This is a genomic window from Pseudomonas atacamensis (assembly GCF_017167965.1).
Lineage (GTDB): Bacteria > Pseudomonadota > Gammaproteobacteria > Pseudomonadales > Pseudomonadaceae > Aquipseudomonas > Aquipseudomonas atacamensis.
Window position 1 is genome coordinate 470,378 of the sequence record NZ_CP070503.1, and the last position, 22,423, is coordinate 492,800.

A 22,423-nucleotide genomic window follows, 5' to 3' on the forward strand; every position below is an offset into this window, starting at 1 on the left:
GTTGGCGCGCGAAGCGGGCCCCTCTTGATCTTAAAGAGGGGCCTGCTGCGCAGTCCAACGGGGATAAATCCCCTCGCCACAAGGGTCATTCCATATCTGTAATGTGTTGCTGCTGGCAAATGCACACGGCAATCCCGCCATTTGCCGTTTTTTTCACATCCTCTCTGGATAATTCCCGCGATTCTGGCGTCTCAGCCGGCCTCTTTGTGCTATTACCCTTGGCCTGAATTAACGGAACGCATCCCTTGATGGCATCTCCAACTCAGCAGAAATCCCCCTCCCGTTCGCGCTTCGTCCTGCGCTGGTATGTCTGGCTGTTGCTGGTCATCGCCGCAGCCTATGGGCTGGCGTTCGCCATGCATTGGGATGATCGCGGCGTGCTGTGGGTGCTGGAGCGCTTCGAGAGCAAGGCAGAGCAGAAGGAGAGTGTCTGGCTGCCGGACTATCAGGTGGTGATCGATGCCAAGCCGCTGCCGGGCATGGAAAAGGACGAAGCTTCGGATCTGGCCTATAACCCGCAGACCAAGACCCTGTTCGCGGTCATGGGCAAAAATCCGTTCCTGGCTGAGCTGACGTTGCAAGGCGACGTGCTGCGCAAGATGCCGCTGGTGGGCTGGAGCAACCCGGAAGGCCTGACGGTCATGGAAAACGGTCTGCTGGCGATTGTTGATGAACGTCAACACACGCTGTCGATCGTCAAGGTCGAAGCCGGTACCCGTGAGCTGAACATTGCCGGCTTCCCGAAATACGACCTCGGGCCGTCGAAAGATCAGAACAAAGCTTTCGAAGCCATCACCTGGGATCCGCGTAACCGTCAACTTGTGCTGGGTGAAGAGCGCCCGCCGGCGCTGTTCACCTGGAAAAGCGACGGCAGCCAGACCCTGATCGGCGACAAGCAGAAGCTGGCCAGTGACGAGCTCGATATTCGCAACCTGTCGGCGCTGGCGGTCGACCCACGCACTGGCCATCTGCTGGTGTTGTCCGCCGATTCGCACCTTTTGCTGGAACTGGACGAGAAGGGCGAGCAAGTCAGTTTCATGACGTTGCTTGGGAATTTCAACGGTCTGAAAGACACCATTCCCCGCGCCGAAGGCATGACCATGGACGAGGACGGCACGTTGTACATGGTCAGCGAACCGAACCTGTTCTACCGCTTCGAAAAACCCCGGTAATTTTCCCTACGACAATCGCGGAATTGTGCGGTTGTCGTGGCAGGCAAGTGGCCATTAAGCTTCAGTTCAGACAGGCGTGATATTTCATCCGCCTGCCTTGAACCCGAGCCTGCCTGAATGCGTCGACTTGCCCGTCCCAAACCGCTGATTCTTGCCCTGTTGATGATTGCCCTGATCGCGTTGCTCGCGATCGGTCAATACTTGCGCCTGTTCGAGCGCGCCTGGTTCAATCTGCACACGCTGTGGCAACCGGTGAGCAGCGAGGCGATCGGCCTGGATCAATATCGGGTGACCATCGAAGCGCGGCCGATCGACGGGCTCGACGATGACGTCTCGGCGCTGACCTACGATCCGGTGCGTAAAAGCCTGTTCACCGTGACCAACAAGAATTCCGAACTGGTCGAATTGTCCCTGGAAGGCAAGATTCTGCGGCGCATCGCTCTGGTGGGGTTTGGCGATCCGGAAGCGGTCGAATACATCAGCGCCGACACCTACGTGATCACCGACGAGCGCCAGCAACGGCTGATCAAGATCCACCTCGAGGCCGACACCACTTTTCTCGATGCCGAAGATGCCGAGCAAATGACCCTCGGCGTGCACATGTCCGGCAACAAGGGTTTCGAAGGGCTGGCTTACGATTCAGTGGGCAAGCGGCTGTTCGTGGCGAAAGAACGCGACCCGATGCTGATCTACGAGGTCCATGGTTTTCCGCACTTCAAACCGGACAAGACCTACGCGGTGCACGTGATCAACAACCCCAAGCGCGATGCCGGGATGTTCGTGCGTGATCTGTCGAGTCTGCAGTACGACGAACGCAGCGGGCACTTGCTGGCACTGTCGGACGAGTCGCGGTTGATTATCGAGCTGGATGTCGACGGGCGCCCCTTGAGCACCATGTCGATCAGTGGCGGGCGTCAGGGTTTGCAGAAAACCGTGCCGCAGGCGGAAGGGATTGCGATGGATGATGACGGCACGTTGTACCTGGTGAGCGAGCCGAATCTGTTTTACGTCTTCAAGAAGCCCACACAAAACTGACCAACACCACAAAACACTGTGGGAGCTAGCCTGCTCGCGAAGGCGGTGGATCAGTCTCTGAATATGTTGACTGACCCGACGCTTTCGCGAGCAGGCTCGCTCCCACAGGTTTATTTGTCTGCCCATGATTCGGGCAGTCTGTTACTCAGCCTTCAGAGTTTTCACGCCTTCACTGGTGCCCAGCAACAACAGATCCGCCGGGCGCGCGGCGAACAGGCCGTTAGTGACCACGCCGACGATGGCATTGATCTGCGCTTCCAGCTCCACCGGGTTGGTGATCTGCAGGTTGAACACATCGAGGATGATGTTGCCGTTGTCGGTCAACACGCCTTCGCGGTACACCGGGTCGCCACCGAGTTTGACCAGTTGGCGGGCTACGTGGCTGCGGGCCATCGGGATGACTTCCACCGGCAGCGGGAACTCGCCGAGCACCGGCACCAGTTTGCTGGCGTCGGCGATGCAGATGAAGGTCTTGGCCACGGCGGCGACAATCTTCTCGCGGGTCAGGGCTGCGCCGCCGCCCTTGATCAGGTTCAGGTGCGCATCGCTTTCATCGGCGCCGTCGACGTAGAACTCCAGATCGCTGACGGTATTCAGCTCATACACCGGAATCCCATGGCCCTTGAGGCGCGCGGCGGTGGCTTCGGAGCTGGCAACGGCGCCATCGAACGCGCCCTTGTGCTGGGCCAGTGCATCGATGAAGCAGTTGGCGGTGGAGCCGGTGCCGACGCCGACGATGCTCTTGTCGTCGAGTTTCGGCAGGATGAAGTCGACAGCGGCCTGGGCCACGGCCTGTTTGAGTTGATCCTGGGTCATGCGGGCTCCGGAAGCAGGCAAGGGTTGGGCAGAAAGGCCGGCATTATAGGCCTCGCGGTGGTACAGGGGGAAACAAGCTGTGGCGAGGGGATTTATCCCCGTTCGGCAACGCAGTCGTCGTAAGACCCTGGAACGCGGTGTAACTGAAAAAATGCAGGGGAGCGCTTCGCACTCCAGCGGGGATAAATCCCCTCGCCACGACAGTGCTCACTCAAGAATGGGTTTCCAGACCTTAAAACCACCTGTTTAGTGTGGTCGCCTCGGCAAAAGGCGGGTTAGACTCGCTGGTCCCGCCCAATCGCCAGTGATGCTTTCCGATGCTCGAACAGTACGTCAAGAAGATCCTCACCTCGCGCGTTTATGACGTTGCCGTAGAAACCCCGCTGCAGAACGCCCGCCAGCTCTCCGAGCGGCTGGGCAATGACATCTGGCTCAAGCGCGAAGACTTGCAGCCAGTGTTCTCGTTCAAGATTCGCGGCGCCTACAACAAGCTGACGCAACTGAGCGACGAAGAGCGCGCCCGCGGCGTGGTCACCGCCTCGGCGGGCAATCATGCGCAGGGTCTGGCTCTGGCGGCGAAAGTGTTGGGCGTCAAAGCCACCATCGTCATGCCCAAGACCACCCCGGAAATCAAAGTGGAAGGCGTGCGTTCGCGCGGCGGCAAAGTGGTGCTGCACGGTGACTCGTTTCCGGAAGCGCTGGCCTATTCGCTGAAACTGGTCGATGAAAAAGGCTACGTCTACATCCACCCGTACGACGATCCGCACACCATTGCCGGGCAGGGCACAGTGGCGATGGAAATCCTGCGTCAGCACCCGCAGCCGCTGGATGCGATTTTCGTCCCGGTCGGCGGTGGCGGCCTGATCGCCGGTATCGCGGCCTACGTGAAATACCTGCGTCCGGACATCAAGGTGATTGGCGTCGAACCGGACGATTCCAACTGCCTGCAAGCCGCGATGGCAGCGGGCGAGCGCGTGGTTCTGCCGACTGTCGGCATCTTCGCCGACGGCGTGGCGGTGGCGCAGATCGGCCAGTACACCTTTGAGATCTGCAAGGATTACGTTGATGAGGTGATCACCGTCAGCACGGATGAGATCTGCGCGGCAATCAAGGATATCTACGACGATACCCGCTCGATCACCGAGCCTGCCGGCGCGCTGGGCGTGGCCGGGATCAAGAAGTATGTTGAGCAGCGTGGCGTCAGCGGCCAGACTTTCGTCGCCATCGACTCCGGTGCCAACGTCAACTTCGACCGTTTGCGCCACGTCGCCGAACGCGCCGAACTGGGCGAAGGTCGCGAGGCGATCATCGCCGTGACCATCCCGGAAAAGGCCGGCAGCTTCAAGGCGTTCTGCGAAGCCATCGGCAAGCGCCAGATCACTGAATTCAATTACCGCTACAACACCGGCAGCGAAGCGCACATCTTCGTTGGCGTGCAGACTCACCCGGACAACGATCCGCGCAGCGCCTTACTGGCGAGCCTGACCGAGCAGGGTTTTCCGGTTATCGACCTGACCGACAACGAACTGGCCAAGCTGCACATCCGCCACATGGTCGGCGGCCGCGCGGCGCAGGTGGTCGATGAAGTGGTGCTGCGCTTCGAATTCCCGGAGCGTCCGGGAGCCTTGTTCAACTTCCTCAACAAGCTCGGCGGGCGCTGGAACATCTCGATGTTCCACTACCGTAACCACGGCGCAGCGGACGGCCGCGTGGTCGCCGGCCTGCAAGTGCCCCATGACGAGCGTCATCTGGTGCCGGCGGCACTGGCGGAAATCGGCTACCCGTATTGGGATGAAAGCGACAACCCGGCCTATCAGCTGTTTCTTGGCTGAGCGGCTACGCTGATGGGCATGGATCTACGGAAGAGAACGACATGGAAACCCTGACCACCCTGAAAGTCCTCCACGTCGCGGCGACCGTGGTCATCCTCGTGAGCGGGCTGGTGCTCGCCGCCCTGACCTGGCGTAATCGCAGCGAAGGCCCGGCCAGTACGATGCGCCGTCCCTGGCTGTTCATCTGGTGTCTGATGCTGATCGGTATGCTCAGCATGCCCTTCACTGGCTGGTGGCTGGTACACCTGGTGGGCTGGCCATTGGGCCAATTGTGGATTCTGGGGTCCAGCGTGATCTATGCCGTGGCCACGCTCAGCGCGGTCTGGCTGCTGGTCCGGCTGGATCGGCTGTGGACAAGCGGGGTGGGCAATCGCACGTTCAATCTGGCCCTGGCGATTGTCAGCGGCGTCGGATTTGTCACCATAGCGGCGTTGATGGGGGCCAAGCCGGTTTAAGGCTTGAGACCGAGTTGACCCCCATCGCTGGCAAGCCAGCTCCCACAGGGGTATTCAGTGAACACTGATTAAGTGGACACTGAGCTCCCTGTGGGAGCTGGCTTGCCAGCGATAGCAATCTCAGCCGCGCAACGAAATCACCGGCCAGCCACGCTTCTCGGCTTCGGCCCGCAGATTCGGATCAGGATCCACCGCCACCGGATTCGCCACCTGCTCCAGCAACGGCAGATCATTCATCGAATCGCTATAGAAATAGCTGTCCTCAAGCGAATGCCCGGTCTCTTCCAGCCAACGATTGAGGCGCGTGACCTTGCCTTCACGGAAACACGGAATGTCGGTGCTGCGCCCGCTGTAGCGGCCGTCGACCATTTCGCATTCGGTGGCAATCAGGGTTTCCACGCCCAGGCGCACGGCGATCGGCGCGGTGACGAAACGGTTGGTGGCGGTGATGATCACCAGTTTGTCGCCGGCATCGCGGTGCTTTTTCAGCAGCTCCAGTGCCTTGGGCAGCACGATCGGCTCGATGCAGTCGCGCATGTAATCGCTGTGCCAGGCGTCGAGCACGGCCATTTCGGTGCGGCCGAGAATTTCCAGGCAGAAGTTCAGGTAGGCAGCGTTGTCGAGCTTGCCGGCCAGGTAATCCTGATAGAACTCGTCGTTGCGCGCCTTGTAGGCGATCGGGTCGAGGAAGCCGCGCTCGCACAGATAATCGCCCCAGGCGTGATCGCTGTCGCCGCCCAGAAGGGTGTTGTCCAAATCGAATAAAGCCAGGCGCATTGCAGTTACCCGCTGAAAAGTCAGTAAAAAGGCGACAAGAATACGGTCTTTTCACAAGAGTGCACATAAGGTAGGAACCTTCGTTGCCGCCTCATCAAGCTTTGTGGAACAATGCGGCGACATGCGTTTGCGAGGTTGTTGCCGTGATCGACCCCGATGGTTTCCGCCCCAATGTCGGGATCATTCTGACGAATGACGCCGGCCAGGTGCTATGGGCTCGCCGTATCAATCAGGACGCCTGGCAGTTTCCGCAAGGGGGGATCAACCCCGAGGAGACGCCGGAAGACGCCTTGTACCGCGAGCTGAACGAAGAAGTTGGCCTGGAACGTGAAGATGTTGAAATACTGGCCTGTACCCGAGGCTGGTTGCGCTATCGTTTGCCGCAACGCCTGGTGCGTACCCACAGCCAACCGCTGTGCATCGGCCAGAAACAGAAATGGTTTCTCCTGCGCCTGATCTCCAACGAGCAGCGGGTGCGGATGGATCTGACCGGTAAACCGGAGTTCGATGGCTGGCGCTGGGTCAGCTATTGGTATCCGTTGGGCCAGGTGGTGACATTCAAGCGCGAGGTTTATCGACGCGCTCTCAAAGAGCTTGCCCCGCGCCTTTTAGCGCGCGACTGACGACGGAGTTCGACCCCGAGCCATGCTCAATACGCTGCGCAAGATCGTCCAGGAAGTTAACTCCGCCAAGGATCTCAAGGCGGCGTTGGGGATTATTGTGTTGCGCGTCAAAGAGGCCATGGGCAGCCAGGTCTGCTCGGTCTACCTGCTTGATCCGGAAACCAACCGCTTCGTCCTGATGGCCACCGAGGGCTTGAACAAGCGCTCGATCGGCAAGGTCAGCATGGCCCCCAACGAGGGTCTGGTCGGTCTGGTCGGCACGCGTGAAGAACCCCTGAACCTCGAGAACGCTTCGGTTCACCCGCGCTATCGCTACTTCGCCGAAACCGGTGAAGAGCGTTACGCCTCGTTCCTCGGTGCACCGATCATCCACCACCGCCGCGTCGTCGGCGTGTTGGTCATCCAGCAGAAAGAACGCCGCCAGTTCGACGAAGGTGAAGAAGCCTTCCTCGTGACCATGAGCGCGCAGCTCGCCGGCGTAATCGCCCACGCCGAGGCCACCGGTTCGATCCGTGGTCTGGGCCGGCAGGGCAAGGGCATTCAGGAAGCCAAGTTCGTCGGCGTACCGGGTTCGCCGGGTGCTGCCGTCGGTACCGCCGTGGTCATGCTGCCGCCGGCGGACCTGGACGTGGTGCCGGACAAGACCATCACCGACATCAACGCTGAGCTGGCGCTGTTCAAGACTGCCATCGAAGGCGTGCGCGCCGACATGCGCGCCTTGTCCGCCAAACTCGCGACCCAGCTGCGCCCGGAAGAACGCGCGTTGTTCGACGTCTACCTGATGATGCTCGACGATGCCTCGCTGGGCAGCGAAATCACCACCGTGATCAAGACGGGGCAGTGGGCTCAGGGCGCGCTGCGTCAGGTGGTCACTGAGCACGTCAACCGTTTCGAACTGATGGACGACGCCTACCTGCGCGAGCGCGCCTCGGACGTCAAAGACCTTGGCCGCCGCCTGCTCGCCTATCTGCAGGAAGAGCGCCAGCAGAACCTGGTCTACCCGGAAAAAACCATTCTGGTCAGCGAAGAGCTGACGCCGGCGATGCTCGGCGAGGTGCCGGAAGGCACGCTGGTCGGTCTGGTCTCGGTACTCGGTTCGGGTAACTCCCACGTTGCGATTCTGGCCAGGGCCATGGGCATTCCGACGGTGATGGGCCTGGTCGATCTGCCGTACGCCAAGGTCGACGGCATCGAAATGATCGTCGACGGCACCCGTGGCGAGGTCTACACCAACCCCAGCGAAGTACTGCGCAAGCAGTTCGCCGAAGTCGTCGAAGAAGAGAAACAACTGGCGCTGGGCCTCGACACCCTGCGCGACCTGCCGTGCGTGACCCTCGATGGCCACCGCATGCCACTGTGGGTCAATACCGGCCTGCTCGCCGATGTGGCGCGGGCGCAGAAGCGTGGCGCCGAAGGGGTCGGCCTGTACCGCACAGAAGTGCCGTTCATGATCAACCAGCGCTTCCCGAGCGAGAAGGAACAGCTGGCGATCTACCGCGAACAGCTCGCCGCGTTCCACCCGCAACCGGTGACCATGCGCAGCCTCGACATCGGCGGTGACAAGTCGCTGTCGTACTTCCCGATCAAGGAAGACAACCCGTTCCTCGGCTGGCGCGGTATCCGCGTGACCCTCGACCACCCGGAAATCTTCCTCGTGCAGACCCGCGCGATGCTCAAGGCCAGCGAAGGCTTGAACAACCTGCGGATTCTGCTGCCGATGATCTCCGGCACCCACGAACTCGAAGAAGCCCTGCACCTGATCCACCGGGCCTGGGGCGAAGTGCGCGACGAAGGCACCGACGTGCCGATGCCGCCGATCGGCGTGATGATCGAAATCCCGGCAGCGGTGTACCAGACCAAGGAACTGGCGCGGATGGTCGACTTCCTTTCGGTCGGCTCCAACGACCTGACCCAGTACCTGCTGGCGGTCGACCGCAACAACCCGCGCGTCGCCGACCTCTACGACTATCTGCACCCGGCGGTGCTGCAAGCTCTGCAAACCGTCGTCACTGACGCCCATGCCGAAGGCAAACCGGTGAGTATCTGCGGCGAGATGGCTGGTGATCCGGCGGCGGCGGTGCTGTTGATGGCGATGGGTTTCGACAGCCTGTCGATGAACGCCACCAACCTGCCGAAGGTGAAGTGGATGTTGCGTCAGGTGAACCTGAGCAAGGCGCAGGAGATGCTGGCGGAACTGATGAAGATCGATAACCCGCAGGTTATCCACAGCTCGCTGCAACTGGCGCTGAAGAATCTCGGGTTGGCGAAGATGAATTCGCCGGTGGTGACCAAGGCTCTCTAAAAGGCTGATGCCCTCTTCGTCGGAACGCCGCCCGGAGCAGGCTCGCTCCCACAGGGATTCGTATCGATCACGAAAGCCATGTGGGAGCGAGCCTGCTCGCGAAGGCGCCAGTTCAGGCACCGCTAAACCACAACCTCCACCTCGCCCAAATGCCCGCCATACGGCCCAAAACTGCGCTCCACCATCCGCCGCGTGCCGTCCGCTTGTACGATCAACGCTGTACTCGCTCGCGTGCCATAACTCTGGCTGGCAATAAACACGCTCGACAACAACGACTCCGTCGCCATGCCTACCCCGGTATCCGGCAACTCCGCCTCGGGTGCGGTCTGCGCATCGCTCAGCAAGGCCAGCAAGCGCTCAGGCTGCGGATCGTCCAGCACCGCGCTCAACGCCGCCCTGGCCTTGAGCAGTTTCGGCCACGGCGTATCCAGCCCCGCGTTGGATAACCCATAAAGTCCAGGCTGCAACATCACCGGCTCTGACGCTCGTGCATTGAAATGCCACAACTCATGGGCATTGCCCAGCAGCAGATTGAACCCGGCATATTCGGCGGCACGAGCCACCACATCGCTCAAATAATCGTCAATCGACAGATCACCAGCAAGAAACCGCGCCACCAGCTCGCCCCGGGATTTGGTCGCCGGTGGCTGCTGTGGATCGCGAATATTGGTCAGCGCGGCGAAGCGTCCGTTGGCGCCGATCCCCAGCCACGTGCCGCCAGCTTCAAGATCACGCCCGGCATGCACATGCGGCGCCTCGGGCCACGGCGCCAATGGCAGGCTGGGGCGGGCGTAGAATTCGTCGCGGTTGGCCGCGACGATCAGCGGCTGGGCATGGCCCCGGCGCCAGGCGAAAACGATCAGGCACATAAGGTGGTCCTTGTGTGTTTTTTGCCCACTCTACGCATCCGGCGTCCGTGCATCCATCGCCAGTGGAGCAGAAGGCTGCGCATCCGTTAACATGCCGCTCCTGTTTTGCCGATGCGTGCTGGAGACGGTCATGGAATTTCTGCTCTACCTGGCGCTCGGCGCCTGTGCGGGCGTGCTCGCCGGGCTGTTTGGCGTCGGCGGCGGGATCATCATCGTCCCGGTGCTGGTGTTCAGCTTCACCCTGCAGGGCTTCGATCAGTCGATCCTCACGCACCTGGCGGTGGGCACGTCGCTGGCGACGATCATATTCACCTCGGTCAACGCCGTGCGTGAACATCACCGCCGTGGCGCGGTGCGCTGGGCGATTTTTCGCTGGATGACCGTGGGCATTCTGCTCGGCGCCGGTTTCGGTGCGCTGACCGCAGAAGCGATCTCCGGACCGAACCTGCAAAAGATTATCGGCGTGTTCGCTCTGGTGATCGCCGTGCAACTGGCGCTGGATGTCAAACCCAAGGCCAGCCGAACGGTGCCGGGCAAACTCGGTCTGACCGCTGCCGGTACGGTGATTGGCTGGGCCTCGGCGATTTTCGGCATTGGTGGCGGCTCGCTGACCGTGCCGTTTCTGACCTGGCGCAGCGTGCCGATGCAGCAGGCTGTGGCGACCTCATCGGCCTGTGGCTTGCCGATCGCTCTGGCCAGTGCAGCAAGTTTCATGATTCTGGGGTGGCACGATCCGTTGTTGCCAGCCCATAGTCTCGGTTTTGTGTATTTGCCGGCATTGTTGGGCATCGCCCTGACCAGCATGGTCTTCGCCCGGCTCGGCGCGCGTCTGGCACACAGGTTGTCGCCGCGCTTGCTGAAAAGGCTGTTCGCCGCTTTGCTGTTCTGCGTGGGTTTGAGCTTTCTGCTCTGACCGCGTGGCAATCCTGGCTTAATCCTGAGGTGGCAGCGTCGCCCGGGAATTTCGCTTTCAACTCTAACAAGGAGTCGCAATGCTGCCTTACCCGCAGATCGACCCGGTGGCCCTGGCCATCGGTCCGCTGAAAATCCACTGGTACGGTCTGATGTACCTGATCGGCATCGGCGGCGCGTGGCTGTTGGCGTCGCGCCGGCTCAACCGCTTCGACCCGACCTGGACCAAGGAGAAACTCTCCGATCTGGTGTTCTGGCTATCGATGGGCGTAATCGTCGGCGGCCGTCTGGGCTATGTGCTGTTCTATGATCTGAGCGCATACCTGGCCAACCCGACGCTGATTTTCGAAGTGTGGAAGGGCGGCATGTCGTTCCACGGCGGATTCATCGGCGTGATGCTCGCGGCCTTGTGGTTCGGCAAGCGCAATGGCAAGTCGTTCTTCCAGTTGATGGACTTTGTCGCGCCGATGGTGCCGATCGGTCTGGGCGCCGGGCGCATCGGCAACTTCATCAACGCCGAGTTGTGGGGCAAGGCCACCGACGTGCCATGGGCGATGGTGTTCCCCCCGTTCAGCGATCCGGCGCAGTTGCCGCGTCACCCGTCGCAGCTGTACCAGTTCGCCCTCGAAGGCGTGGCACTGTTCCTGATCCTGTGGATCTTCTCGCGCAAACCGCGTCCGACCATGGCGGTCTCGGGCATGTTCGCGCTGTTCTACGGCATCTTCCGTTTCATCGTCGAATTCGTCCGCGTGCCGGATGCACAGCTGGGCTATCTGGCGTGGAACTGGCTGACCATGGGCCAGGTGCTCTGCGTGCCGATGATTGTCGGCGGGCTGTTGCTGATCTGGCTGGCCTATCGTCGCGCCCCGGCAGCGCCGCTCGCGCCGACGGCTTAAACTACGAACCCCGGCGCGCGACGCCGGGGCTCCAAGGACACAGGTAACTCATGAAGCAATATCTCGAACTGGTCTCGCACGTCATTCAGAACGGCACCAAGCAGGCCAACCGCACCGGTATCAACACCATCAGTTTCCCGGGAGCGATGCTGCGTTTCGATCTGCAGGAAGGTTTCCCGGCGATCACCACGCGCAAAATGGCTTTCAAATCGGCCATCGGCGAGATGTGCGGCTTTCTGCGTGGCGTGAACAATGCCGCTGAATTCCGCGCGCTGGGCTGCAAGGTCTGGGACCAGAACGCCAACGAAAACGCGCAATGGCTGGCCAACCCGTTCCGTCAGGGCGACGACGACCTCGGTGAAATCTACGGCGTGCAATGGCGCAAATGGCCGGCGTACAAGCAGATCCCGCTGAGCAACACCGCCGCCATTGAACAAACCCTGGCCAACGGCTACAAGCAGATCGCTCAGGGCGAAGAAGACGGCCAGGCCTACGTCGTGCTGTACAAGGCGATCGATCAGGTGCGCCAGTGCGTCGACACGATCATCAAGGATCCGGGCAGCCGCCGCATTCTGTTCCACGGCTGGAACGTCGCCCAGCTCGATGAAATGGCCCTGCCGCCATGCCATCTGCTGTACCAGTTCCACCCGAACGTCGAGACCAAGGAAATCTCCCTGACTCTCTACATCCGCTCCAACGATCTGGGCCTGGGCACACCGTTCAACCTCACGGAAGGCGCCGCGCTGCTGAGCCTGATCGGTCGCCTGACCGGTTACACGCCGCGCTGGTTTACCTATTTCATCGGCGATGCGCACGTCTACGAAAACCACCTGGACATGCTCAACGAACAGCTCAAGCGCGAGCCGTTTGCCATGCCGAAACTGAAAATCTCCGACCGCGTGCCGGAGTTTGCCAAGACTGGTGTGTATCAGCCGGAGTGGCTGGAATTGGTCGAGCCGAGCGACTTCTCGCTGGAAGGCTATGAGCACCATCCGCCGATGACCGCGCCGATGGCGGTCTAGTCACCATTGATCGTTCCCACGCTCCGCGTGGGAATGAATCCCGTGACGCTCTGCGTCACTTTGGACGCGGAGCGTCCATGGCGGCATTCCCACGCGGAGCGTGGGAACGAGCTTCGCCCGTCAGTGGCCGTGGCTACGGCCGACGTGGGAATGCTCAACTTCGGTTGCAACAACCCCGCCACTCACTTCCAGCCGCTGCAAGATCCCGCATTGATCGGCCTCCGGCCCTTCGCCACAGCGTTGGCGCAGGTCGAGCAGTTGTCTCTGCAACGCCAGCAAGCCATCAATTCGCGCCTTCACATGCTGAATATGTTCGTCGATCAGCGCGTTGACGCTCTCGCACTGATCCTGCGGGCTGTCGCGCAGGGCGAGGAGGCTGCGGATTTCTTCGAGGGTCATGTCGAGTGTGCGGCAGTTACGGATGAAGGTCAGGCGCTCGGCGTGGGCCTGGGTGTAGACGCGATAGTTACCGTCGCTGCGCGCCGGTTCCGGCAGGAGGTTTTCGCGCTCGTAGTAGCGGATGGTTTCCACCGCACAGTCGGTGAGTTTCGCCAGTTCGCCGATCTTCATGACGGCCATCTCCAAAAGGGTGCTTGACCCTATAGTGGCTACAGGGTCTTTACTTGGCAACAGGCACCTTCATGGACGCGACCAATGAGCGATTCCCTGCACACCCACAAGCCCGGCGACGGTCACGATCACAGTCATAAATTGCAGCCCGTGCATAAACATGCGCATGGCGGCGATGCCTGCTGCTCGTCAAAAGCCGCCGCACCTGCGCGGGTGCAATTGAGCGAAAAGACCAGCGCCGACGCGCGCCTGAGCAGCTTCCGCATCGAGGCGATGGACTGCCCGACCGAGCAGACGCTGATCCAGAACAAGCTCGGCAAACTGGCCGGCGTGCAGCAGCTGGAATTCAACCTGATCAACCGCGTGCTTGGAGTGACCCATAATCTGCCGGGCACCGAGCCGATTACCGACGCGATCAAATCCCTCGGCATGCACGCCGAGCCGCTCGAGGCGGGTGTCAACGCGCCGACCCCGGCTGCGGTGAAAAAACACTGGTGGCCACTGACGCTGTCCGGCCTGACCGCGCTGGGCGCCGAAGTCATTCATTTCACCAGCGCCGCACCGGATTGGGTGGTGGCGATTGTTGCGCTGGTGTCGATCCTCAGCGGCGGCCTCGGCACCTATAAAAAGGGCTGGATCGCCCTGAAGAACCGCAACCTCAACATCAATGCGCTGATGAGCATTGCGGTGACTGGCGCGATCCTCATCGGCCAGTGGCCGGAAGCGGCGATGGTGATGTTCCTCTTCACCGTCGCCGAGTTGATCGAAGCACGCTCGCTGGACCGAGCGCGCAACGCAATCAGCGGCTTGATGCAGATGACGCCGGAGCAGGCGACGGTCTTGCAGGCTGACGGCAACTGGCGCGAAAAAGAGGTGAAAAGCGTCGATCTCGGCGCGCGCGTGCGGGTAAAACCCGGCGAGCGCATCGCCCTGGACGGCGCGGTGGTCAGCGGCAGCTCGACCATCGACCAGGCGCCGATCACCGGTGAAAGCCTGCCGGTGGAAAAAACCGTCGGCGACAAAGTCTTCGCTGGCACCATCAATCAGGCCGGCTCGCTGGAATACACGGTGACCGCTGCGGCGAACAACTCGACCCTGGCGCGAATCATTCACGCCGTCGAACAGGCCCAAGGCGCGCGGGCACCGACGCAGCGTTTCGTTGACCAATTCTCGAAAATCTACACCCCGGCGGTCTTCGTCTTCGCCTTGGCCGTGGCGATCATCCCGCCGTTGTTCATGGGCGCGGCGTGGTTCGACTGGATCTACCGCGCGCTGGTGTTGCTGGTGGTTGCCTGCCCGTGCGCACTGGTGATTTCCACCCCGGTGACCATCGTCAGCGGCCTCGCGGCGGCGGCGCGCAAGGGCATTCTGGTCAAGGGCGGCGTGTATCTGGAAGGCGGCTTCAAGCTCGACTATCTGGCGCTGGACAAGACCGGCACGATCACCCACGGCAAACCGGTGCAGACCGATTACCTGTCCCTCGACCCGACGGCCGATGCCAGCGCACCGGCAATTGCCGCCGCGCTGGCCGGGCGCTCCGATCACCCGGTGTCGCTGGCGATTGCCAATGCCGCTGTGGATAAAAACTTCGCCGCGCTAACTGTGGATAACTTCGCCGCGCTGGGCGGGCGCGGTGTTAAAGGTGACATCAACGGCCAGACTTATCACTTGGGCAACCATCGTCTGGTCGAAGAGCTCGGCCTGTGCTCACCGCAACTGGAAGAGAAGCTGTTCGCGCTGGAAAAGCAGGGCAAATCCGTGGTGCTGCTGCTCGACAGCTCAGGCCCACTGGCACTGTTCGCCGTCGCCGACACGGTCAAGGAAACCAGCCGCGAAGCGATTCGTCAGTTGCATGAGCTTGGGGTGAAAACCCTGATGCTGACCGGCGACAACGTCCACACCGCCCAGGCGATTGCCGCTCAGGTCGGCATCGACGAGGCGCGCGGCGACTTACTGCCGACCGACAAGCTGCAAGCCATCGAAGATCTGTACAAGCACGGCCACCGGGTCGGCATGGTCGGCGACGGCATCAACGATGCCCCGGCATTGGCCCGCGCCGAGATCGGTTTCGCCATGGCCGCGGCTGGCACCGACACGGCGATCGAAACCGCCGATGTCGCCCTGATGGACGACGATCTGCGCAAGATCCCTGCGTTCATCAGCCTGTCGCGCAACACCGCGAGCATCCTCAAACAGAACATCGCACTGGCGCTGGTGATCAAGGCGATCTTTCTTGCGGTAACCTTCGCCGGGCTCGCCACCATGTGGATGGCGGTGTTTGCCGATATGGGCGTGAGCCTGCTGGTGGTGTTCAACGGGTTGCGCCTGCTGCGCAAATAAACGTGAGGGATGGTTGTGCTGAGTGCCGAGCTGAAAGCGTTTTACATGGTCGCCCGCCTGGGCAGCATCACGCTGGCGGCGAAAAAACTCGGCCTCAGCCAACCGACCGTGACCACGCAGATCCGCAATCTGGAGAGTCAGTATTCGGTGGAACTGTTCTACCGTGGCGGGCGCCGTTTAAGCGTCAGTGACGAAGGCGCGCGGCTGCTGCCGATGGTCAAGACCCTGTTGCAGCAAGAGGCCGACATCGAGTTCTTCCTGCGCAACAGCGGTCAGGTGCAGGGCACGTTGCGTATTGCCGCGACGGCGCCGTATTACATCCTCGATCTGGTAAAAACCTTCCGCGAGCGTTTGCCGCAGGTGGAAGTGTCGGTGGAGATCGGCAATTCGCAGCAAGTGCTCGAAGCGCTGGAGGATTACCGCGTGGATGTCGCGGCATCGTCGCAGTTGCTCGACGATGCACGGTTGATTCGCCGGGTACTCGGCACCGATCCGCTGGTGCTGGCGGTGCATCGCAATCATCCGTTGGCGGCGCAGGAACATGTGACGCTGAACGCGCTGGCCGGGCATACGTTGTTGATGCGCGAGCCGGGTTCGACTACTCGGCGCTTGACCGAAGAGTTGCTGGCCAGCGCCGGGGTCAGCTTCGGGCCGTTGCTGGAGATCGGCAGCCGCGAGTCGATTCGTGAGGCGGTGCTGCGCAATATCGGCATCAGCATCATTGCGCGGCAGGAGGTGCCGCATGATCCGCAACTGAGGGTGCTGACCATCGAGAATGCGCCGCAGATTCCGGAGTATCTGTATTGCCTGAAGGAAAGAAAGGGCGCGCGGTTGCCGGCGGCGTTTCTTGGCCTGGCCCAAGAGATGTCTCCTGCGTAATGATCGTTCCCACGCTCCGCGTGGGAATGCAGCCCGGGACGCTCTGCGTCCCAAAAGCCGAACGCGGAGCGTCCGATGAGGCATTCCCACGCGGAGCGTGGGAACGATCTGCAGTGAACCAAAATCCTCGAATACCACTATCAGCCGTTTTTGCCTCGCTGCCACATGACGGACGCATTACAACTCTAGGATTGGCCTCATCCGTTTGCTGAGGTCCGTCCATGAATCCCGCCATCGCAACAGCCCTGACCAACCCCGGCGCGCCGATGAAAGTGCGCGGCGTGCACAAGCGTTTCGGTGCGTTCACTGCGCTGGATAACGTCTCCCTCGATGTCGCCGCCGGCGAGCTGGTGTGCCTGCTCGGCCCGTCGGGCTGTGGCAAGACCACATTGTTGCGCTGCATTGCCGGGCTGGAGCAGCAGGACAGCGGCGAGCTGTATCTGGGCGATCGCGATGTCTCGCACCTCGCCCCGCAAGCGCGGGATTACGGGATTCTGTTCCAGTCCTACGCGTTGTTTCCCAATCTGACCGTCGAGGCGAACATTGCCTACGGCCTCGCCGGCAGCGGGCGCGATGAAGTGCGCCGGCGTGTCGGTCAGATGCTGGAACTGGTCGGTCTCACCGGCAGTGAGAAAAAGTACCCCGGTCAATTGTCCGGCGGTCAGCAACAGCGGGTGGCGCTGGCTCGGGCATTGGCGCCGGCACCGTCGCTGCTGTTGCTGGATGAACCGATGTCGGCTCTCGACGCGCGGGTGCGCGAGCACTTGTGCACCGAGCTGCGTCAGCTGCAACGCAACCTCGGCATCACCACGCTGATGGTCACGCACAATCAGGACGAAGCGATGTTGATGGCCGATCGCATCGCGGTGATGAACAACGGCCGCGTCGAGCAGTACACCACGCCGCAGGAAATCTACAACCGCCCGGCCACGCCGTTCGTGGCCGAGTTTGTCGGCCAGGGCAACTGGCTGCCGTTTCAGCGCAGCAGCGACAGTCACGCCAAGGTTGGCGGGATGAATCTGCGCTTGGCCGAGGGCAGCGTACACGGCGCTTCGGGTCGACTGTTCTGCCGCCCGGAGGCGATCAACGTCAACCCGCTGGTGCACGAAGAGAACCTGTTCCCGGCCAAGGTTCGCGAAATCACTTTTCTCGGCAACCGCTGCCGGATGAGCTTCGAACTCGATCAACTGCCAGGCCATGCGCTGCTCGCCGAGCTCGCGCCAGAAGCCATGCCGCGCCTCGGCGCCCAGCAGATCATGGTCGCCTTGCCGCCGCGCAGTTTGCAGGTGTTCGCCTGATGAACAGCAACCTCGCGCTGCCGTTACCGCACAAGCAGGTCCGACAGTCCTCGAAAGCCGAGATCGGCGATCGCCTGTTCGTGGTCGGCGGCAAAGTCGTTCTGCTGGTATTGCTCGGCCTCGCGGTGCTGCTGCCGTTGCTGGCGATCTTCTGGCGTGGCTTCAGCAATGACGCCGGGCAGGGCGGTGGCTGGCTCGCGGCGAAAGAGTTGGTGACCAGCGCCAATTTCCACTGGTTGCTCGGCAACAGCCTGAAAGTGTCCCTCAGCGTTGCGGCCATTGTCGTACCGCTGGCCTACCTGTTTGCCTACGCGCTGCAACGCACGCTGATTCCGGGCAAAGGCATCTGGCGCGGGATCTCGCTGCTGCCGCTGATGGCGCCGTCAATGCTGCCGGGGATTGCGCTGGTCTATCTGTTCGGCAACCAGGGCATGCTGCGTGGGCTGCTCTCGGACAATATCTATGGGTTCTGGGGCATTGTGCTGGGCGAGGTGATCTACACCTTCCCCCATGCGCTGATGATTTTGCTCTCGGCATTGTCGCTGGCGGATGCGCGGCTGTTCGATGCCGCATCGAGCATGGGCGCCAGCCCGGCGAAGGCGTTTCGCAGCATCACCTGGCCGGCGACCCGCCAGGCGGTATTCGCTGCGTTCTGTCTGGTGTTCACCCTGACCATCACCGATTTCGGTGTGCCGGTGGTGGTCGGTGGCGACTATCAAGTGTTGGCGCTGGAAGCCTACAAAGCCGTGGTCGGCCAGCAGCAATTCGGTCGCGGCGCGTTGATCGGCATGGTGCTGTTACTGCCGGCGCTGTTCAGTTTCGGTGTCGATGCGTGGTTGCGTCGCCGCCATGGTGACTCCATGAGCGGACGCGCGCAGGTGTTCAAGCCGCTGCCGTCCAGGCTGCGTGACGGCTGCTATCTGGCGATCGTTTTGCTGATTTGCGCCGCGCTGCTGCTGGTGTTCGGCATGGCGGTGTTCTCGTCCTTGGTGAAATTCTGGCCGTACAACCTGTCGCTGTCGCTCAACCACTATCAGTTCAACGAAACCGCCGGCGGTGGCTGGCTCGCCTACGGCAACAGTCTGAAAATGGCGCTGGGCACGGCGCTGATTGGCAGCGTGCTGATTTTCACTGGCGCCTATCTGATGGAGAAAACCCGCACCCAGCGCGGCTTGAACCTGGCTTTGCGCATGCTCAGCTTCGTGCCGATGGCGGTGCCGGGGCTGGTGCTGGGCCTGGGTTACGTCTTCTTCTTCAACCTCAGCGGCAATCCGCTGCACATGCTGTACGGGACGATGACGCTGCTGATCGTCTGCACCATTGCGCACTATCTGACCACCGCACAAATGACCGCGACCACCGCGCTGCGCCAGCTCGACGCCGAGTTTGAAGCCGCAGCGCTGTCGCTGAAGGCGCCGCTGTACCGGCATTACCTGCGCGTTACCGTGCCGATCTGCCTGCCGGCGCTGCTGGACATCGTGCGCTACCTGTTCGTCTCGGCGATGACCACGGTTTCCGCCGCGATCTTCCTCTACAGCCCCGACACCATCCTCGCGGCGGTGGCGGTGCTGAACATGGACGATGCCGGCAACGTGGGCGGCGCGGCGGCGATGTCGACCCTGATTCTGTTCACCTCGGCCGGCGTGTCGCTGCTGCTGGCGTGGGCTTCGCGCGGCCTGTTGCGCCGCTCCCAGGCCTGGCGGCAAACCGCGCCCGGTCACTGATTGCAAACCCGATCAACTCATCTACAGGAAAACGCTCATGTTCAAGCCTATGGCCCTGGCCGCTGCTGTGCTCGCGACTTTCAGCCTGAATGCCTTCGCGGCAAAAACCGAGTTGACGGTGTACACCGCCCTCGAAGCCGAACAACTGAAGTCCTACAAGGAGGCCTTTGAGAAGGCCAACCCGGACGTCGAAATCAAGTGGGTGCGCGATTCGACCGGGATCATCACCGCCAAACTGCTCGCCGAAAAAGCCCGCCCGCAGGCCGACGCGGTGTGGGGCCTTGCCGCGTCGAGCCTGGCGATTCTCGATCAGCAAGGCATGCTGCAAAGCTATGCACCGGAAGATCTGGGCAAGATCGGCGCGAACTACCGCGACGCCGCCAACCCGCCAGCCTGGGTCGGCATGGACGTGTGGGCCGCGACCATTTGCTTCAACACTGTCGAGGCCGAGAAGCAGGGTCTGACCAAGCCCGTGAGCTGGCAGGACCTGACCAAGCCTGAGTACAAGGGCAAGATCGTCATGCCCAACCCGGCGTCGTCCGGCACTGGTTTCCTCGACGTCAGCGCCTGGCTGCAAACCTTCGGCGAGAAGCAGGGCTGGGCGTATATGGACGGCCTGCACCAGAACATCGGCCAGTACGTCCACTCCGGTTCCAAGCCTTGCAAGCTGGCGGCGGCGGGGGAGTTTCCGATCGGGATTTCCTTTGAATATCCAGCCGTACAGTTGAAACGCCAGGGCGCGCCGCTGGATATCATCCTGCCGAAGGAAGGTCTGGGCTGGGAGATCGAAGCGACGGCGGTGATCAAGGGCACGCCGCATGAAGAGGCAGCGAAGAAACTCGCCGACTTCTCCGCCAGCGCCGAGGCGATGGATCTGTACAAAGAGAACTTCGCCGTGCTCGCCCAGCCGGGGATCGCCAAGCCGCAGACCGAATTGCCAGCCGACTATGAGCAGCGTCTGATCAAGAACGACTTTGCCTGGGCCTCGAAGAATCGCGACGAGATCCTGGCTGAATGGCGCAAGCGGTATGACGGCAAGTCCGAGAAAGTTGTCGCCAAGTAACCGGTGCCGATCGTTCCCACGCTCTGCGTGGGAATGAATCCGGTGACGCTCTGCGTCACAAAGGACGCGGAGCGTTCCTGGCTGCATTCCTTTGCTCCGCGTGGGAACAATCATTGAGGTGGCTTCATGACACAACCCAAAGACCTGCTCATCATCGGCGCCGGCATCCTCGGTCTGTCCCACGCCTATGCCGCCGCCAAACGCGGCCTGAAAGTCGCGGTATTCGAACGCACCGCCACGCCCCTCGGCGCTTCGGTGCGCAACTTCGGCCAGGCGCTGGTTACCGGTCAGCCGCCCGGCATCATGCTCGAACTGGCCAAGGCCAGCCGCGAGATCTGGGGCGACTGGGCGCAACTTGCCGGCCTGCAGATCAAGCGCAACGGCTCATACCTGTTCGCCCGTAACGAGGCCGAAGAACACCTGCTCGAAGCCTTCTGCGCCGGCCGCGCGGTCGAGCATGGCTACAACGTCGAGCTGCTGCGCGGCGCGGCGTTGCGTGATTTGTATGGCAGCCAGTTCAGCCATCACCGCGCCGCGCTGCACGGTATCGATGATCAGCAGTTGTACTCACGCGAAGCGATTCCCGCGCTGATCGACTACTTGCGCCGTGACCTCGGCGTCGAGTTTCACTTTTCCACGCTGGTGCGCGACGTCGAACCGGGGCGTCTGCACAGCACCGCCGGCAGTTTTACCGGCAAGCAGATCATCGTCTGCTCCGGCCACGATTATCAGACCCTGCTGGCCGAGCCGATTGCTGCGCTCGAGCCGCAGATCTGTCGTTTGCAAATGCTGCGGGCCAGACCAAGCATCGAGTTGAATCTGCAACACGCCGTGCTCACCGGCCTGAGCTGCGTGCACTACGGCGCCTTCGCCGATTTGCCGCAAGCCGCAGCGGTGCAGGCGCAGATCCTCCGTGAGCAACCGCACCTGCACGCCAACGGCATTCACCTGCTGATCAGCCCGACGCCGTATGGTGAGTTGATCATCGGCGATTCGCATCATTACGGCAGCGATGCGTCACCGTTCAATGCCGAGCAGATTGACAACTGGATGCTCGAACTCGCCGAGCAGACGCTGGGCTGCCAGGTGCAAGTGGTCGAACGCTGGCAGGGCGTCTATGGTTCTCGGGGGCCGGCGCCGTTTTCATTCCTGCGCCCGGCACCGGGCCTGAGCGTGGCGCTGATGCACACCGGCGTCGGCATGAGCGTCGGCCCGGCGCTGGCCGAACGCAACATCGCGCAGTTACTGGAGCAAGCATGAATCAAGAACAGGTGATCGCCCGGGTGTTCGGCCTGTATGAACGCTTCGGCGCCAGCGATTACATCGGCGAACCGGTGTCGCAGCTCGAGCACATGTCCCAGGCCGCAGAACTGGCCATGGCTGAAGGCTGTGACGATGAAGTGGTGCTGGCGGCGTTTTTTCATGACATCGGCCATTTGTGTGCCGAGGGCGCGGAAAACATGGGCGGTTATGGCGTGGTCAGCCATGAACGGCTCGGTGCGGATTATCTGCGTGAGGCAGGTTTCAGCGAACGGCTGGCGCGACTGGTGGAATATCACGTCCAGGCCAAACGCTATCTGACCTTGCGCGAGCCGGGCTATTACGCGCGGTTGAGTGAGGCGAGTCGCAGGACGCTGGAATATCAGGGCGGTGTGATGAGCGCGGCTGAGGCGGATGCGTTCGAGGCTGATCCGTTGTGTGCGCTGAGTTTGCGCATGCGGCGCTGGGATGAGTTGGCGAAGGAGGTTGCGGTGCCGCTGGTGGATCTGGCTGGATTGAAAGCGAAAGCGGCGCGACTGCTGGCGGCGTAACCCATGTCACCGAGTCGCGCCATTCGC

The 22,423-nt window shown here is 61.8% G+C and carries 20 protein-coding genes; 16 read left to right on the plus strand and 4 right to left on the minus strand.

The genetic code is table 11. The features are described from left to right. Positions 1 to 248 precede the first annotated feature (248 nt). Together JWU58_RS02160 and JWU58_RS02165 are read left to right on the plus strand one after the other, a co-directional pair. Entirely contained in the window at positions 249 to 1,172 is a 924-nt protein-coding gene (locus JWU58_RS02160) for an SdiA-regulated domain-containing protein (RefSeq protein ID WP_206421420.1), read from the plus strand. Between the two features lie 117 nt (positions 1,173 to 1,289). After that, entirely contained in the window at positions 1,290 to 2,207 is a 918-nt protein-coding gene (locus tag JWU58_RS02165) for an SdiA-regulated domain-containing protein (RefSeq protein WP_206421421.1), read from the plus strand. Between the two features lie 141 nt (positions 2,208 to 2,348). Here the strand turns inward: JWU58_RS02165 and rpiA are convergent, their stop codons facing one another. After that, positions 2,349 to 3,023 (minus strand): ribose-5-phosphate isomerase RpiA, encoded by a 675-nt coding sequence (rpiA, locus tag JWU58_RS02170; protein ID WP_007913886.1) that lies wholly within the window; start codon positions 3,021 to 3,023, stop codon positions 2,349 to 2,351. A 317-nt stretch (positions 3,024 to 3,340) separates the two neighbouring features. On the opposite strand from rpiA, the gene ilvA reads away from it, so the two are divergent. After that, a complete protein-coding gene (ilvA, locus tag JWU58_RS02175) occupies positions 3,341 to 4,855 on the plus strand; it encodes a threonine ammonia-lyase, biosynthetic (protein WP_071172186.1) in 1,515 nt (504 codons plus the stop codon). Positions 4,856 to 4,896: 41 nt separating this feature from the next. Beyond that, positions 4,897 to 5,310 carry a DUF2269 family protein gene (locus JWU58_RS02180; RefSeq protein ID WP_122698619.1) on the plus strand — a complete coding sequence of 138 codons (414 nt, stop codon included), beginning with the start codon at positions 4,897 to 4,899 and terminating at the stop codon, positions 5,308 to 5,310. Positions 5,311 to 5,430: 120 nt separating this feature from the next. Here JWU58_RS02180 and JWU58_RS02185 read toward each other — a convergent pair whose 3' ends face one another. Then, on the minus strand, positions 5,431 to 6,087 hold the full coding sequence (locus JWU58_RS02185) for a histidinol-phosphatase (protein ID WP_073471005.1): 657 nt from the start codon (positions 6,085 to 6,087) through the stop codon (positions 5,431 to 5,433). Positions 6,088 to 6,230: 143 nt separating this feature from the next. Between JWU58_RS02185 and JWU58_RS02190 the strand changes: the two genes are divergently transcribed. Together JWU58_RS02190 and ptsP are read left to right on the plus strand one after the other, a co-directional pair. After that, positions 6,231 to 6,710, plus strand: a complete 480-nt coding sequence (locus JWU58_RS02190; protein ID WP_003229203.1) for an RNA pyrophosphohydrolase — start codon at positions 6,231 to 6,233, stop codon at positions 6,708 to 6,710. Positions 6,711 to 6,732: 22 nt separating this feature from the next. Beyond that, positions 6,733 to 9,012, plus strand: a complete 2,280-nt coding sequence (gene ptsP, locus JWU58_RS02195; protein WP_024014698.1) for a phosphoenolpyruvate--protein phosphotransferase — start codon at positions 6,733 to 6,735, stop codon at positions 9,010 to 9,012. 122 nt (positions 9,013 to 9,134) lie between these two features. Here ptsP and JWU58_RS02200 read toward each other — a convergent pair whose 3' ends face one another. Then, the gene (locus tag JWU58_RS02200) at positions 9,135 to 9,881 is read right to left on the minus strand and encodes an NRDE family protein (RefSeq protein ID WP_206421422.1); all 747 of its coding nucleotides are present in this window, start codon (positions 9,879 to 9,881) and stop codon (positions 9,135 to 9,137) included. Positions 9,882 to 10,011: 130 nt separating this feature from the next. On the opposite strand from JWU58_RS02200, the gene JWU58_RS02205 reads away from it, so the two are divergent. The 3 genes from JWU58_RS02205 (at position 10,012) to JWU58_RS02215 (ending at position 12,711) form a co-directional block, all read left to right on the plus strand. Continuing rightward, positions 10,012 to 10,794, plus strand: coding sequence for a sulfite exporter TauE/SafE family protein (locus JWU58_RS02205; RefSeq protein WP_016772682.1), 783 nt, complete (start codon positions 10,012 to 10,014; stop codon positions 10,792 to 10,794). Positions 10,795 to 10,873: 79 nt separating this feature from the next. Then, complete coding sequence (gene lgt, locus JWU58_RS02210) at positions 10,874 to 11,689, plus strand: prolipoprotein diacylglyceryl transferase (protein WP_016772683.1); 816 nt, start codon at positions 10,874 to 10,876, stop codon at positions 11,687 to 11,689. A 50-nt stretch (positions 11,690 to 11,739) separates the two neighbouring features. Further along, entirely contained in the window at positions 11,740 to 12,711 is a 972-nt protein-coding gene (locus JWU58_RS02215) for a thymidylate synthase (protein WP_041476852.1), read from the plus strand. 120 nt (positions 12,712 to 12,831) lie between these two features. Here JWU58_RS02215 and cadR read toward each other — a convergent pair whose 3' ends face one another. Further along, positions 12,832 to 13,281, minus strand: coding sequence for a Cd(II)/Pb(II)-responsive transcriptional regulator (gene cadR, locus JWU58_RS02220; RefSeq protein WP_125916722.1), 450 nt, complete (start codon positions 13,279 to 13,281; stop codon positions 12,832 to 12,834). A gap of 84 nt (positions 13,282 to 13,365) precedes the next feature. Between cadR and JWU58_RS02225 the strand changes: the two genes are divergently transcribed. The 7 genes from JWU58_RS02225 (at position 13,366) to JWU58_RS02255 (ending at position 22,396) form a co-directional block, all read left to right on the plus strand. Beyond that, positions 13,366 to 15,621: a heavy metal translocating P-type ATPase gene (locus tag JWU58_RS02225; protein WP_206421423.1), complete on the plus strand. Its 2,256-nt coding sequence runs from the start codon at positions 13,366 to 13,368 to the stop codon at positions 15,619 to 15,621. A 15-nt stretch (positions 15,622 to 15,636) separates the two neighbouring features. Next, positions 15,637 to 16,500 (plus strand): LysR family transcriptional regulator, encoded by an 864-nt coding sequence (locus JWU58_RS02230; RefSeq protein WP_038861192.1) that lies wholly within the window; start codon positions 15,637 to 15,639, stop codon positions 16,498 to 16,500. 221 nt (positions 16,501 to 16,721) lie between these two features. Continuing rightward, on the plus strand, positions 16,722 to 17,798 hold the full coding sequence (locus JWU58_RS02235) for a putative 2-aminoethylphosphonate ABC transporter ATP-binding protein (RefSeq protein ID WP_206421424.1): 1,077 nt from the start codon (positions 16,722 to 16,724) through the stop codon (positions 17,796 to 17,798). Then, positions 17,798 to 19,522 (plus strand): putative 2-aminoethylphosphonate ABC transporter permease subunit, encoded by a 1,725-nt coding sequence (locus JWU58_RS02240; protein WP_206421425.1) that lies wholly within the window; start codon positions 17,798 to 17,800, stop codon positions 19,520 to 19,522. Before JWU58_RS02235 ends, JWU58_RS02240 begins: the two co-directional genes overlap by 1 nt. Before the next feature lie 37 nt (positions 19,523 to 19,559). Then, the gene (locus JWU58_RS02245; RefSeq protein ID WP_024014691.1) at positions 19,560 to 20,585 is read left to right on the plus strand and encodes a putative 2-aminoethylphosphonate ABC transporter substrate-binding protein; all 1,026 of its coding nucleotides are present in this window, start codon (positions 19,560 to 19,562) and stop codon (positions 20,583 to 20,585) included. A 126-nt stretch (positions 20,586 to 20,711) separates the two neighbouring features. Continuing rightward, positions 20,712 to 21,845: a TIGR03364 family FAD-dependent oxidoreductase gene (locus JWU58_RS02250; protein ID WP_206421426.1), complete on the plus strand. Its 1,134-nt coding sequence runs from the start codon at positions 20,712 to 20,714 to the stop codon at positions 21,843 to 21,845. After that, entirely contained in the window at positions 21,842 to 22,396 is a 555-nt protein-coding gene (locus JWU58_RS02255) for a phosphonate degradation HD-domain oxygenase (protein WP_206421427.1), read from the plus strand. Before JWU58_RS02250 ends, JWU58_RS02255 begins: the two co-directional genes overlap by 4 nt. Positions 22,397 to 22,423 lie beyond the last annotated feature (27 nt).